Raw genomic sequence first — 14,947 nt, 5'->3', positions numbered from 1 at the left:
TAAATCTCACCTTCTCTTAGTTATTTAATTGCACCTTTTGTTAATCCTTGTTGTAATTGCTTTTGCCCTAAAAATAGTAAAATCAATGTTGGAATAACGATAACCGTAACACCGGCCATTACGCTTCCCCAATCAGTTGCAACTTCTTGAGACTGAAGCTGCTTCACACCGATTTGCACTGTTCTTACTTTTTCATCAGTGGTCACTAAAAGTGGCCATAAATACATATTCCATGTTGTTAAAAAGCTATATACTCCAAGCGTAATAAAACTCGTTTTACAATACGGTATTACAACGCTGAATAAAAATCTTATATTTCCAATCCCTTCAATAAAAGCAGCTTCTTTCAGTTCATTCGGGAGTGTCATAAAATGTTGACGTAACAAGAAAATACCGAAAGCTGTTGCAAAAAACGGCACTGTCATCCCGGCGAAACTATTGATCCAGCCAAAGTTTTGAATCGTTAAAAAGTTAGGCACCATCGTTGCTTCCCACGGAATAAGCATCGTTGAAATAAACAGGAAGAAAATTAAGTTTCTCCCTTTAAACTGAAGAAAAACAAAAGCATAAGCTGCTAAACTTGATACGATAAGTTGTCCAATCATAACGACTGTCGATACAATTAAACTGTTATATAAGTATGTAAAAAGCGGTACTTTTTGAAAAATATTAATGAAATTATCAAAAGTAAACTGAGTCGGAAATAACCTTCTCATTTGAATATCGTCTGGTGTCATAAAGCTTATTAAAAATGCATACAGTACAGGAAAAAATACCATCACTGCACTAATAATGAGTAGCATGTATAATAGGAAATTTTGTTTCCACTGTTTAACAATCATTTATAATGCACCTTTCTCTCAGCAAACTTAAATTGAAGTAATGTAGCAACGAAAATGAAAACAAATAATACCATCGCTTGTGCACTTGCTGTTCCAAATTGATGATTCACAAACGCCTCTTTGTAAATCGAGTACACAATTAAATTCGTTGCATCATTTGGTCCACCGTGCGTTAAAATATCAATTTGTCCAAAGCTTTGGAACGCACTAATTAATGTTACTGTTACAATAAAGAATAAAGTTGGTGATAGCATCGGTAATGTAACACGGCGAAGCTTATATAAATAACTAGCGCCATCTATAGATGCACTCTCATATAAAGACGTATCAATATTTTGTAAACCACCTAATATAACTAAAAATGCAAAACCTGTATTCACCCAAACTGTTGTAACTGATACAGAGAATAGTGCCCAGTCCGGACTCGTTAACCATGCGATTGCAGGAAGGTTCATAGAGGCTAATATATTATTAAATAATCCTACACTTGGATGAAATAAAAATAGCCAAATCACTGCACTAGCAGCTACTGATATTCCCATCGTCGAAGAAAACAGAACTCGGAATAACCCAATACCTCTTACCTTTCCATTTGCAATCAATGCAAGAAACAAAGCAAATATAATACTCGTAGGAACTGTATATAAAACAAATAATAAAGTTGATTTTATACTTTTGTAGAAGGCTGGATCAGAGAATAAATATTGATAATTTTCTAAGCCAACGAAAAGATTAGCTTCTCCATGTATATCGGTTAAATAAAAACTATAATAAATCGTCCTAAACAATGGATAGAACAGAAAAATCGAAAATAGCAAAATAGATGGCGCCAAAAACAATAATCCTATTCTTAAATCTTTCGTTCTCTCCCATAATTTTTTCTTTTTTGACACCTTTGTTTGAACTGGTAACTTACTTACTTCGATCATTATTTCGCCACCACTTTCAACTCTTCTTCAGCTACCACTTTTAAGCGTTCATTCGTGTTTTCGTTAAAGAAGCATAACTTTTCTTGCGAGAATAATAATTTTACTTTGTCACCTTTGTTCAGGAGTAACTGTCCTATAACTTTCGCACTCCAAGTTGTTCCATTTACCGCAAAGTTCAATATAGATTCATTCCCTAATACTTCTACAGATTGCAACGTCACTTCTTGTCCCTCCTCAGACAGTGCAATATGCTCAGGGCGCATGCCTATGCGAATTGTTCCTTCTGGTAATTGCTTTAACTGTCTAATAGATAATGGAATTTGCAATTGTCCTATATGTAATACACCTTTTTCTTTATTTACTTCCCCATCATTTATATTCATAGAAGGAGAACCTATAAAGCTTGCAACAAATTCGTTTGCTGGTTCGTTATATATGTTAAGTGGTGTTCCAACTTGCTGTATACTTCCTTTATTTAAAACCATGATACGATCACCCATAGTCATCGCTTCTATTTGATCGTGGGTAACGTAAATCATCGTAATTCCTAATCGCTGCTGAATTTCTCTAATTTCAATTCTCATTTGCGCACGTAATTTCGCATCCAAATTCGAAAGTGGTTCATCCATTAAACAGATTGGCGCTTGACTCACAATTGCCCTGGCAAGTGCAACACGCTGTCTTTGTCCGCCTGATAATTGGCCTGGTTTCATTTTCACATACTCTTTCAGTCCTACCATTTCAATAGCTTCCATTAATCGCTTTTGTCGCTCTTCTTTTTGTACTTTTCTTACCTTAAGTCCAAATAAAATATTTTCTTCTACAGATAAGTGTGGATATAATGCATAATTTTGAAATACCATTGATAGATTACGGTCTTTCGGCTCTAGATCATTTGCAACACGTTCATTAATAATTAAATCTCCTGAAGAAATCTCTTCTAAGCCAGCGATCATTCGTAATAATGTGCTTTTCCCGCATCCCGAAGGTCCAACTAAAACAAAAAATTCACTCTTCTTAATATGAACCGATACGCCTTTAACCGCTGTCTCTTCTGCATTTTTATATACCTTTGAAACATTTTTCAATTCAATCACAAGGTTGCACTCCTTTTTTCTTCTTGTATCCATACTTCATAATGACTTGTTGAAATCGCACTTGCCCCTGCACGAATTGCAATTTCCGCATCTTCTCGCGTTTGAATCAGCCCTCCTGCAATAATAGGAAACTCTATTTCCTCTACTAGCTGCTTAATAATAGAAGGCATAATCCCCGGCATAATCTCTACTGCATTTGGTTTAGTCGTTTTACAATTTTCAATTGATTTAGTAAGAGATAAAGTATCTACAATAAAAATACGTTGAATTGTTTTCAATCCAATTTTATTAGCATTTCGAATTGTTGAACCCTTTGTTGAAATAATACCTTGTGCCCCGATAACATCTTGAATATACAAAAGCGCTTCCTCTGTATTCGTATTTAAGCCTTGTATAAAATCACAATGAAGAAATACATCATGTCCATGTTTCTGCAATTCATATACACGCTCTGGTAATTCCAGCATTGAACCAGTCATAAGAAAAACTGTTTTCGGCAATTTTTTGTATGCTTTGTATCCTTTCCAATCCTTTATCATCGCAATATAAGGTTCTTTAAACATTTATTCCACCTAACTGTTCTATTTTTATCCAAACTAAAAACACCTACTTACATAGAACGCCTTTCTCCTTATTTGAACTCTAGGGAATAGAGCACACCTAAGAAAGTGGCACATTATATGTAAGTGGGTGTTCTCAAATGTTCTCTACCCTAGTTATTTTGTTACCTTTACTATATTACGCATTTATTAAGTCAGTTTTGATAGATTGTTAATTAGTTGTTAATCGAATGTTAATATTCACCATATCATTATTTACATTAATCTAGATATTAAAATATAAATAAATAGAACGAAACAATACTTAAAATCCAATCAATATGTAAATTCATTCCATAGTTAATGATTTTTAGTTTGTTTGCAAACTAAAGTTATCCCAAGCAGTACTATAAAGTGGAATGCGCCTTTTCTCTTGTATTGATATGGCCCAGGCTGTAACAACATCAGTACCATATCCGTTCCCTTGAAACTCAGCTAAAGTTTCCACACTTGCCTCAGCAGCTACGGGCGTACTTCTGGCAATGCAACAAACAGAAACTACTTTTTCATTTTTTACAATTGCCAAATAAGGTTGCCTCCTTATTTACTCCATTTACCATCCATTCATAATCTATTTTTCATGTTCAAAATAAAAATCCCATTCAAATACACATTACTGAATCCATCATACTAACTGATTTCTTCATTCTGTCTATCTAAATGGGATTATTTTTCGTTTTTTACTCTACTGGTTGTTGTGGCTGTACTACTTCATTCGCTCCAGCTACCCTCAACATATTTACAATATCTTTAAAACCTCTTTTTTCAGCGTATTGCAGTGGTGTCAGATGTTCCTTGTTAGCCATGTTTACATCTGCACCGTGATCAATAAGTAATTGAATTACTTTCTTATGGTTTTCACTACCATTTCCTAATACAATTGCTTCTAATAACGCTGTTCCACCACGTTCATTTTTATAATTCACATCAATATCTGTATGCTCTAATAATTCTTTAACAACCTCTACATGGCCACGCTCAGATGCAGAAATAAGTGCTGTCCCACCTGACCTAGTCGTTTCTTTCGTATTAACTCCTGCATTAATTAATACTTTTACAATATCCGTATATCCTTCTCTACTTGCATAAAGAAGTGGATTACTTTTTTTCTCATCTTTAATTTCAATATTAGCACCTGCACCAATTAATGCTTTAACTGTCTCTACATGATTTTGGTACGTCGCTGCAAGGACAGGCGTTTCTCCGTTGTCACCTTCTACGTTTATATTCGCTCCATCCTGAATCAACTTCATAGCTGTCTCTGTGTCTCCAAGAGTAGCTGAAAGTAACAACTGTTTGTCCATTAAATTTATACTTTTCTCTTCTTTAGATTCTTCCTGTTCTTTATGCTTCTCTTTTTTCTTCTCATTTTTCACATGAACCGGTTTCGATTCTGGTTCTTCTTGCTTATCGCAAGCCACTACCGTCATTAAAAGTCCTAATAAAATACATAATAAAATTTTTTGTTTTCTCACAACTACAGCTCCTATGAAAGATAATGTTTTCTTAACCATTCCTCCATCACATACAATAACTCTTCTTGAGTACATTTATCCATAAGCCCTTTAGATTCCTTCTTTAATCGGATTATCTTAAGCTTATACTATGTTTCTCAACCTATTGAAATGATACGCCTGATGGCCCCATCATTAACATTATGAAGCAATTAGTTTAGCACGTTTTTACCGCATTTGTATACATTTCTAAAAAGTACATAAAGTGAAATTTTAATTAGTGGGGGTTTTGTTCATCCACCACTAATTATTAGCCCACACCAGTTGGGCTTTTACGGGCAGCCCGACTCCACCTAACTTCTTTGCTTTCACTAAATTTTGAGGTGGGGATCTTACCGCCCGTTAATGCGGGATAAATGATTGCTTTAGGTTACTATATTCCATTGTAACCGTTCTTCTAAAAATTTTACACCTTTTCTATATTTGCACCTGAGTAATAATAGAAAAAGACAACTATATAGTTGTCTTTTTCTATTATTAATGATGTCCACCATGATTTCCTGCCTTCGGTTTCCCCATCATCTCTTTATTCATTTCCCATTTATGCTCTGCTAGCTCTTTATACGAAAGAACTTTCCCCTTATAGTTAGATACAAAGCTCTCTGCATCTTTTTTATTTTTAAATGAGATGACATTATAAGCCATCGGTGTCGTTATTGTTTTATCATATACGTAAGTAGCGTCTTCTAACGAAATCCAATCTTTCGAATCATAATCTCGGACAAATTTCTCTTTCGTCTTTTCATCTGAGTTGATCTCCATCCATTTATACATACAACCGATATCATCAAACTTTAACGCTTTTCCATTTTCTAAAATAATTTCTGTTGCAAATTGATTATCTGTTACCCCAATTTGGCAAATATCACATTTATCATGTTTCTCATCAATGGCAACAGCTGCTGTTTCCTTTTTCCCACACCCGACTACCGTAAATACGAAACATAAACATATAGCAAGTACGACATATTTTACTTTCATCAATATTCCTCCCTAGAAACCGTATACTCCACGAAAAGAATACCAAAAGGTTGTGTGAGATTTGTGAAAAAACAATGTGCTTTTTGTAATATAGGAAACAAAAAAAGATGTGTAGTTATTTCTACACATCTCTCATCACTCGCAACCTGTAATTAACAAATCATCTTCTAATTTAACTAATAATGTATCCGCACTAATTTCCTGTCCAACTTCTACATTTACCAATCTTATATTTCCACTAATCCCGACTGCAATTTTTTTAAGCTCACCGTCATTTTTTCGGATCATCAGTAATTTTTCCCATTCATATACGTAAGAAGATTCATTAATAAAAATCTCCTCTACTTTTCCTTCATAAGAGCTATAAATCTCTTCAATTCTCGTTTTCATATAACATCTACTCCCTATTTCACACTTCACTATTTTCATCTTATTCTACCATTCTTACGAGAAGCAGCTTACTTTTTAAAAATTCAAATTAACTACCGTGAACAAAATGAACAAAATAAAAATTATGCTTCTAATGATGTTATTTTTCAAATTATTTACCTTTCAAATAGATGCTTTTATGATAAACAAAAAAACTTTTTTCTGAATTTTTATTTTATTTTGAAAGCGTAATCATTTTTGAGGGGGAGATTACATGTTAGCACTACTTGGATTTGCGATGGTATTTGTCTTTATGTTTTTAATTATGACGAAACGTATGTCAGCACTAGTAGCATTAATATTAATTCCAATTACTTTCGCATTAATTGGAGGATTTTATGCAAATATGGGGCCTATGATGTTAGAGGGAATTCAAAAACTAGCACCTACTGGTATTATGCTTATGTTTGCTATTTTATATTTTGGAATTATGATTGATAGCGGGTTATTTGATCCTGTCATTAGTAGGATTTTGAAGTTTGTAAAAGGAGATCCTTTAAAAATTGTTGTTGGCACAGCAATTCTTACTATTATCGTTTCATTAGATGGGGATGGAACGACAACGTATATGATTACTGTTTCCGCAATGTACCCACTATATAAACGCCTTGGGATGAATCCACTTATATTAGCTGGGGTTGTTATGTTAGGTGCAGGGGTGACAAATCTTACACCGTGGGGTGGACCGACAGCTCGTGTTATGAGCGCACTTGGACTTGAGGCTTCCGAATTATTTACACCTCTTATTCCAGGAATGATTGCTGGTGCAATTTGGGTTGTTTTCGTTGCCTACTATCTTGGAAAAAAAGAAAGAAAACGTTTAGGAATTATGGATGTACAGTATTTAAAACAAATGCAATCAATGGATGAGCAAGCTGCAACTGTCGAAGCAGCAGTGCATAAACGCCCTAAACTTCTATGGATTAACTTTTTATTAACCGCCACATTACTTGTCTGTCTCATACTAGAAGTTATGCCGTTACCTGTTTTATTTACAGTCGCTTTTGCTATCGCTGTTATGATTAACTATCCAAACTTAGAGCAACAGAAAGAACGTATTGCTTCTCATGCTGGGAATGTATTAGCAGTTGTTTCTCTCGTATTTGCTGCCGGTATTTTCACTGGTATTTTATCTGGAACAAAAATGGTAGATGCAATGGCTAACAGTGTAGTAACTCTTATACCAGATGCACTTGGACCACAATTGCCAGTTATTACAGCACTTCTCAGTATGCCATTCACATTTTTCATGTCTAATGATGCATTTTACTTCGGGGTATTACCTATTTTGACGAAAGCTGCTGCTACTTACGGAATTAGTGCAGCTGAAATGGGACGTGCTTCCTTACTGGGACAACCTGTTCACTTATTAAGCCCCCTTGTTGCATCCACTTATTTATTAGTTGGGATGGCAAAAGTTGATTTTGGTGAACATCAACGCTTTACTTTATTGTGGGCAGTTGGAACGACAATGGTGATGTTGATTACTGGCATTGTAATTGGGATTATTCCAATATAAGATGCAAAAAAAACAGTAGAAGGAATAAAATCCTCTACTGTTTTTTATTATGAAGAAACAAGAAAATAACGTCTCTCCGGTCTCCCAACACTTCCATATATTAGCTCTGCGTGGACTTTCTTCCCAGATATCAAATACTCTAAATAACGCCTTGCAGTTGATCGGCTTACGCCTACCATTGAACTTAGCACCTCTGCTGTAATCCCTTCTTCATTAACTGTTAACATATGCTTTTTTATTTTCGCTAAAGTTAAAGGATCTATCCCTTTCGGGGCATATTCTATTTGATCTCCCTTCACCCCTCTTTGAGACCATAAATATTCAATTTGCTCCGTAGATAATTGATTATTTTTCTTTAACTGTATAATCTTTTTTTGATAGCCTTCCAGACTTGCTTTAAATCGGTCAAACATTAGTGGCTTTACGATATAATCTGTTACTCCGCCCCGCAGGGCGTGCCTCACTACATCTGTTTCCGATGCCGCTGTAATCATAATAATATCTGTATCGTGCAAATGATGCCTAATATATGTGACAAGTTCCGTTCCTTGCATATCAGGTAAGTACACATCTAATAAAACAAGCTGTGGCTTCACAAGCTCTAGCCATTCTTTCGCTTGTTCTCCAGTCGTTGCCGTTCCAATTACTTTAAATCCCTCAATTTTCTCAGTAAAACGACGATGAATGTCAGCAATCCGAATATCATCTTCTACAATTAATACTTCAATCTCCTCACCCATTACTATTCGCCTCTCTCTTTCGGTAGTGCAATAATAAATAACGCACCACCTAAATCCCCTTTTTCAATTGCAATACTTCCATTTAAATCTTCTACTAACTCTTTCACTTTTGCTAATCCATATCCTCGCTCTCCTCCTTCTTTCGTCGAAAAGCCTTTATAGAATATGCTAGTAATTATTTCATCATGAATCCCTTGTCCTGAATCTTCCACTTCAATTAATATTTCTTCTCCAATATCAGTTACAAACATCCTTACTTTCTTATCATTCTCTTCATTTTTTTCAATTGCTTCAAATGCATTCGTAATTAAATTTCCTAAAATAGAAACGACATAATTACTCTCAATATGTGGACTTAATTTTTCTAAACCACTTTCTCTATCTAGCATAAAATCAATCTTCAACTCTCGTGCTCTATTATAAAATCCAATTAAAATTCCACCTAGCCATGGATTTTGAATCCGCTTCATAATAAATTGAACAAAATCTTGATATACCGCTGTTTCCTTATGAATAAGCTCTAAAGCATCTTCGTATGATTCTAATTGAATAAGACCTGAAAGCGTATACAATAAATTGTTATATTCGTGCGCTTGCGCTCGTAATGCCTCTGTATATTGCTTCGTCTGAGATAATTCTGCTGTTAACTGATCCATTTCAGATTTCAAACGTAAGCTCGATACAACGCCAGTTACTTTATTCTTTACTTTAATAGGTAGACGGTTCGCAATAACAGCCTGTCCTTTTATATTTAATTGGCGATCAAACTGTTCTTCACCAGTTTGAAGTACATCTAGTATCGTTGAATTAGGAATTACATTTAAAATAAATTCCCCAATAATATTTTGTTGTTTATCTAGCGAAAGAATATCATAAGCTGCTTGATTGACTAAACTAATCATGCCATTTTTATCGATTACAATAATCCCTTCACGTACAGATTGAATCACTGTACTATGCTCTTCATATAAAGATGAAATTTCTTCTGGTTCCATCCCGAACATCATTCTTTTTATACTTGCCGCTAAATATATAGAGCCGATTACTCCAATTAATAGCCCTATTATTGTAATCCAAAATACCCGCTTTCCATACACTTCTACTGCTCCATGAATATCAGCCATTGAAAACCCAACAGACACCACACCAATAATTTCATTCTCCTGGTTACGGACTGGGACTTTCCCACGCAATGAAGGGCCTAATGATCCATTAGCTTTAGAAACATAAGATTTCCCTTCTAATAAAACGCCTTTATTATCTCCGCCAACCATTTTTTCTCCTATTTTATCTCGCTCAGGATGCGCATAACGAATCCCCTCTTTGTTTCCAACTACAATAAAGTCAGCCTCTGTATCCATTCGAATTTTTTCTGCGATTGGCTGAATAATAGAAGCTGGATTTTCTTTTTGAAAAGCTTCCTGAATTTCTGGTATCGCGGCAACTGTTTTCGCAACATGCAAAGCTCGTTTCCCAATTTGCTCTTCTACCGTTTCAGATAATATGTAATAAAATAAATAACTCGTTAGCAGAAGTACCACTAAAATAAGTGTACTAATAGTTAATGTAATTCTCGGTTGGAGTTTTAATTTTTTTAATTTCAAAACCATTCCCCTAACATGATTAAAGATAGAATTTAAAGAATATACAGTCTCTTTAATTATACTTAATCATAACACGGTTACTCTATATTTCTTTCTTTTTCTCTTCATAAAAAAAGAAACGAAGTAAAATTATTACCTCGTTTCTTAATATTCGTTATTACACTTTAAACTTACTAATCATCTCTTGTAATTCTTCTGCCATTTGTGATAAATGGACTGCTGCTGCATTTATTTCATCTACTGAAGCTAATTGTTCTTCTGAAGAACCAGCAATATTTTGAACGCTTGCTGCATTTTCTTCAATTGTGGCTGCAATTTCATTAATAGATGCACTTACTTGTTTTGCATCTACCGTCATTTGTTTTGCTACATCTACCATGCTATCAATTTGTACAACTGTATCATTTGTAGACTTCAATATTTCGGCAAAGCTTTGCTTCGTTTCATTTGCAACTACAAGTCCTGATTGTACTTCTGCTCCAACTTGATTCATAGAGCTTACTGTTTCTTTTATATCAAATTGAATCTCTTTCACTAGTTTCCCAATTTCCGTAGAAGACTGTCCTGATTGTTCTGCTAGCTTTCGCACTTCATCTGCTACAATTGCAAATCCTCTTCCTTGCTCTCCAGCTCTCGCAGCCTCAATTGCCGCATTTAACGCTAATAAATTTGTCTGTTCTGCAATATGTTGAATCACTTCAAGGATTGCTCCAATTTGTTTCGACTTATCGTCTAACAAACCAATGATTTTGTCTGACTGTGAAACAGACTCATGAATTAATTGCATTTGATTCACAGTTTGTTCAACTAACTTCCCACCATTTTCAGCTTTTTTCTTCGTATACATAGAGGCTGTAGATACTAATGAAGAACTATCTGCAACACGCTGAATTCCTTCTGTAACTTCTTCTAACAATGTTGCTCCTTCTTCAACTTCTTTCGTTTGTATTTCTGCACCACTTGATACTTGCTCTATCGCCTGTGTAATTTGTTCCGTCGCTTCGCTTGTCTGCTTCATACTAGCTGTTAATTCTTCTGAAGATGCCGCTACATGACTTGCTGAAGTGTTTATATTGGAAATGACACTTTGTAACGATGCAGCCATCTCGTTAAAACTTTCTCCTAGCCGTCCAATTTCATCTTTAGAATGAACTGTAATTGATTCTGTTAAATCACCTTCACTAATCTTCTTCGATGATATGACAAGTTGTTTTAACGGTTTAATAATAGACGCAATTATGAAGTAAATTACAATCCCACCGATTATTAGTGAAATTCCAAGAACAGTTACTGTTTTATAGAAAATAGGTTCAGCCGCTTCAATAATTTCTTTGGAAGGCATAATTCCTGCTATTTTCCACCCAGTTTTCTTATTCGTTTTAAAAGTGATATTGCGATCTTCACCATCTAATGAATAATGAAAATCCCCAGCTTCCTGTTTATACAATTCTTTACTAAGTTTCTCTTCTAATTTCTCTCCTGGCTTCATTTTCGGGTGCGCTACTACATTTTTATCTTGATCAAATATCGCTACATATCCTTCCTTACCGATATTAACCATCTTGGAAGTAGTAACAATATTATTAATGATTAAGTCAATCCCAAGAACTCCACTTTTATCCTCGTTTTGTTTTGCTAGTGTAATAACAATATTCCCTGTCGTTTTTGACTTATATGGAGCAGTTACAATTACCTCTCCACTTTTCTTCACGGCCTCTTTATACCAATCTCTTTCTGTAGGATTATATCCATCTGGCATCTGAATAGCTGGTGATTGAATGAACTGTCCATTACTAGATCCTGTATAGATTGCTTCCATTTCTGGATGCAGTTTATTGTATTCTTCTAGTTTATTTTGTATGTTTTGAATTTGATCTGCTTGGTAACTTGATTGTGTAAATAATTTCGTAAAATAAGTTGCATCTACTTTTTTACTATCCAATTCTTTATTAATTACATTATCCAAAATTTTTATATTATCTTTCGCCGAGTTTAAAATCGTTTCATTAAAATTCGTCTTCGCCTGTTGATAAGACGTCCAACCAATTACAATACTTGGAAGAACTAAAATGATAATAAATGATACAAGTAACTTTGTTTTTAAACTACTACTCCTTAATTTCCCTTGAAACATACTTCTACCCCTCCATACCGTTTTAAATGTAATTAATTAACATTTAATCTTTCTATAAAAATAATACGATTTAAATGTATCGATGAGACTCTCTATCTTTTTCTACATCATAAAGAATTGATACATATCTTTTTCATTCTATATAAATTAAATAATTAAAACAATATATAAAAATGTATATTATTCGAAATATTATAATTCACAGAAGAACCTCTAGTATTTCACTTACTAGAGGTTCTTTCCACCTTATTATTCTTTATCTTTTTCTACTTCTTTTTTCTCATCTTCTACTACAGATACAACAGGTTTATCACTTGATAATTGTTGTACTGCTCCTTTTCCTGCAAATCCTTCTAATAGCTCTTTTAAGTCAATTCCAGAAGAAGCCTTTAACGTTTCTTGCATCGTTGCCATTAAATCAGTCGCATAGCCCGCAACTTTTCCGGCCCCGCTATTTTTACCACCGCCGCCTGTATCGACAACTGTGATTTTATCAATATTACTAAGCGGACTTGCAACTTCCTTCGCATAACTTGGAAGCATTTTAAGTACCATATCCATAATTGCCGCTTGGCCATATAACTCAAATGCCTCTGCAATTTTTTGTTTCGCTTCTGCTTCTGCTAAACCTTTTAACCTAATAACATCGGCTTCTGCCGTACCTTGTGCTTTTTGTACTTCCGCTTTCGCTTGACCTTGCGCTTTTTCGATTTCCGCCTTCGCTAAACCTTCCACACGTACTTCTTCCGCACGCGCTCTCGCTTCAGCCTCAATCTTATATTGATCCGCATCTGCCTTTTTAATTTGTTTTACTTTTTCTGCTTCTGCTGATTGCTCAACAGCATAGCGATCTGCATCTGCTTTTTTCTTAACTTCTGCATCGTATTGCTTTTCACGACGCGCAATCTCTTTTTCTTCTAACTCGATTTGCTTTTCACGCTCAATGATTTTAACGCGCATTTGCTCTTCTGTAACACCTTGTTGTGCTTTCGCTTGTTGTAATTCGTAAGAAAGATCCGCATCTGCACGTGCTTGCTCTTGTTCTCTCTTATAGGACTGTACTTTTAATTCTTTATGTTTTTCAGCTTCAGCGATTTGTGCATCACGTTGATATTCTGCTTCTTTTGCCTCTTTTTCAGCACGTGCTTTTTCAATACGTGCTTCTTTTTCACGCTCTGCATTTGCAATTGTTGCATCACGCTTAACTGTCGCAATTTGCGGCTGACCAAGCGCATCTAAGTATCCGTTTTTATCCATTATTTCTTTAATTGTGAAAGAAACAATGCGAAGTCCCATCTTCTTTAAATCTGTAGAAGCTACTTCATGTACCTTTTGAGCAAATTGCTCTCTATTACTATACGCATCCTCTACTGTCATAGAAGATAAGATTGCACGTAAGTGACCTTCTAAAACCTCTTTTGCTTCTACTTTTAACTCTTCTGTTTCTTTTCCTAAATATTGCTCAGCTGCAGTAGATACTTCTTCAATTGTAGAACCTACTTTAATAATAGAAACACCATTTACTGTAACTGGAACACCTTGCTTCGTATACGTATCACGTGTACCAACTTCTAATTTGTAGTTTAATAGGCTTAAAGGCTCTGCTCTTTGCATAATTGGAACTACGAAAGTACCGCCCCCACGGATAATCTTAATCTTCTTTCCATCATCAGTGGTAACAACATTCTTTCCTCCACCAAGCCAGTTCCCTGTAACAATTAACGCTTCATCTGGACCAACCGTACGATACTTCGTAATGAATACTAAAATGAGTAGAATTAAAATTGCCAGTAAAACTCCACCGATAATTAATGGAATCGTCATGTAAATTCCCCCTTATAATTTTGGTTTTTTTAAAGAATAAGCGATGTTTTGTACAAGTAAAACACCATCTTGGACTCCCTCGATAATAACCTCTGTTCCTTGCGAAATATCTTTTTTTCCAACAGTTTTAGCTGGGATTGCATTACTTCCAAATTGGGATAAAATTAATACTTCACCAAATCCTTCTGTAGGAATTGTCGTAATGACTTCTCCTTTGCAACCGATAAATTCATCCATACGTTGCATCGTATTTTGTTCTGCTTCTGCAATCGGTTTTAAAATTAGTATTTTCATGATGAAAACACCGATAAAAGATATAGCAAATGCAGCCCCGAAAATAGTAATACTATTAAAGGAAAATAAGTACTCTCCTATATAACTAAGCCCACATAACATGGCGAAGAAACTAAGTAATAAAGTAACAACGGATACAGATCCGCCCCCAAAACTAAATATCGATTCAAATATATCTCCAAAGAAGATATAAATAACAGTGAGTATAGTAGCAATAATAAATCCATATAAATAAATTGTTTCAAGTGGATAACCAAACAAGACCATTTCTTATCCCCCTTTCTTAAACAATCCCTTTTTTGTTATGTGTATGCCCCACCTCTTTCAAAGATTATAGTTCTTAATTTTCAGTTATTTACTCTTTAAAGAAAAGCCTGTAAAACAGGCCCCTAAAAAAGAACAGGAGAAACCTATTGTGACAGGCTCCTCCTAGAAAATAAC

13 protein-coding genes and 2 pseudogenes are annotated in these 14,947 nt (G+C 34.8%); 1 reads left to right on the top strand and 14 read right to left on the bottom strand.

All coding sequences use genetic code 11. The features are described from left to right. Positions 1 to 20 precede the first annotated feature (20 nt). The 8 genes and pseudogenes from DN399_RS02955 to DN399_RS02920 form a co-directional block, all read right to left on the bottom strand. Positions 21 to 842, bottom strand: coding sequence for a carbohydrate ABC transporter permease (locus tag DN399_RS02955; RefSeq protein ID WP_000635946.1), 822 nt, complete (start codon positions 840 to 842; stop codon positions 21 to 23). Next, positions 839 to 1,771 carry a carbohydrate ABC transporter permease gene (locus DN399_RS02950; protein WP_000573797.1) on the bottom strand — a complete coding sequence of 311 codons (933 nt, stop codon included), beginning with the start codon at positions 1,769 to 1,771 and terminating at the stop codon, positions 839 to 841. Before DN399_RS02950 ends, DN399_RS02955 begins: the two co-directional genes overlap by 4 nt. Further along, positions 1,771 to 2,868: an ABC transporter ATP-binding protein gene (locus DN399_RS02945; protein WP_140159179.1), complete on the bottom strand. Its 1,098-nt coding sequence runs from the start codon at positions 2,866 to 2,868 to the stop codon at positions 1,771 to 1,773. Before DN399_RS02945 ends, DN399_RS02950 begins: the two co-directional genes overlap by 1 nt. After that, positions 2,865 to 3,431, bottom strand: coding sequence for a glycerol-3-phosphate responsive antiterminator (locus tag DN399_RS02940; RefSeq protein WP_000472003.1), 567 nt, complete (start codon positions 3,429 to 3,431; stop codon positions 2,865 to 2,867). The genes DN399_RS02945 and DN399_RS02940 overlap by 4 nt, the downstream gene beginning before the upstream one ends. A gap of 269 nt (positions 3,432 to 3,700) precedes the next feature. Beyond that, positions 3,701 to 4,005: pseudogene (locus DN399_RS02935) on the bottom strand (GNAT family N-acetyltransferase); the annotation flags it as partial. 142 nt (positions 4,006 to 4,147) lie between these two features. Further along, a complete protein-coding gene (locus DN399_RS02930; protein ID WP_000287336.1) occupies positions 4,148 to 5,017 on the bottom strand; it encodes an ankyrin repeat domain-containing protein in 870 nt (289 codons plus the stop codon). Positions 5,018 to 5,458: 441 nt separating this feature from the next. Next, a complete protein-coding gene (locus DN399_RS02925) occupies positions 5,459 to 5,962 on the bottom strand; it encodes a nitrous oxide reductase accessory protein NosL (RefSeq protein WP_000865665.1) in 504 nt (167 codons plus the stop codon). 135 nt (positions 5,963 to 6,097) lie between these two features. Beyond that, entirely contained in the window at positions 6,098 to 6,352 is a 255-nt protein-coding gene (locus DN399_RS02920) for a hypothetical protein (protein WP_000857376.1), read from the bottom strand. Between the two features lie 253 nt (positions 6,353 to 6,605). Here DN399_RS02920 and DN399_RS02915 point away from each other — a divergent pair, with 253 nt between their 5' ends. After that, the gene (locus DN399_RS02915; RefSeq protein ID WP_016121812.1) at positions 6,606 to 7,910 is read left to right on the top strand and encodes a CitMHS family transporter; all 1,305 of its coding nucleotides are present in this window, start codon (positions 6,606 to 6,608) and stop codon (positions 7,908 to 7,910) included. A gap of 47 nt (positions 7,911 to 7,957) precedes the next feature. Here DN399_RS02915 and DN399_RS02910 read toward each other — a convergent pair whose 3' ends face one another. The 6 genes and pseudogenes from DN399_RS02910 to DN399_RS02890 form a co-directional block, all read right to left on the bottom strand. After that, positions 7,958 to 8,650, bottom strand: coding sequence for a response regulator (locus tag DN399_RS02910; protein WP_000503461.1), 693 nt, complete (start codon positions 8,648 to 8,650; stop codon positions 7,958 to 7,960). Positions 8,651 to 8,652: 2 nt separating this feature from the next. Then, positions 8,653 to 10,260 (bottom strand): ATP-binding protein, encoded by a 1,608-nt coding sequence (locus DN399_RS02905; RefSeq protein WP_080353255.1) that lies wholly within the window; start codon positions 10,258 to 10,260, stop codon positions 8,653 to 8,655. Between the two features lie 151 nt (positions 10,261 to 10,411). Beyond that, the gene (locus DN399_RS28690) at positions 10,412 to 11,272 is read right to left on the bottom strand and encodes a methyl-accepting chemotaxis protein (protein WP_370622813.1); all 861 of its coding nucleotides are present in this window, start codon (positions 11,270 to 11,272) and stop codon (positions 10,412 to 10,414) included. 81 nt (positions 11,273 to 11,353) lie between these two features. Continuing rightward, positions 11,354 to 12,388, bottom strand: a pseudogene (locus tag DN399_RS28685) (HAMP domain-containing protein); the annotation flags it as partial. Positions 12,389 to 12,637: 249 nt separating this feature from the next. Further along, complete coding sequence (locus DN399_RS02895) at positions 12,638 to 14,212, bottom strand: flotillin lipid rafts scaffold protein FloT (RefSeq protein WP_000155019.1); 1,575 nt, start codon at positions 14,210 to 14,212, stop codon at positions 12,638 to 12,640. 12 nt (positions 14,213 to 14,224) lie between these two features. Next, entirely contained in the window at positions 14,225 to 14,773 is a 549-nt protein-coding gene (locus DN399_RS02890; RefSeq protein ID WP_000242444.1) for an NfeD family protein, read from the bottom strand. Positions 14,774 to 14,947 lie beyond the last annotated feature (174 nt).

Source organism: Bacillus sp. AR4-2, from assembly GCF_008274865.1.
Classification (GTDB): domain Bacteria; phylum Bacillota; class Bacilli; order Bacillales; family Bacillaceae_G; genus Bacillus_A; species Bacillus_A cereus.
Note: the sequence above shows the minus strand (reverse complement) of the source record. Positions and strands in the feature narration are given on the sequence as shown.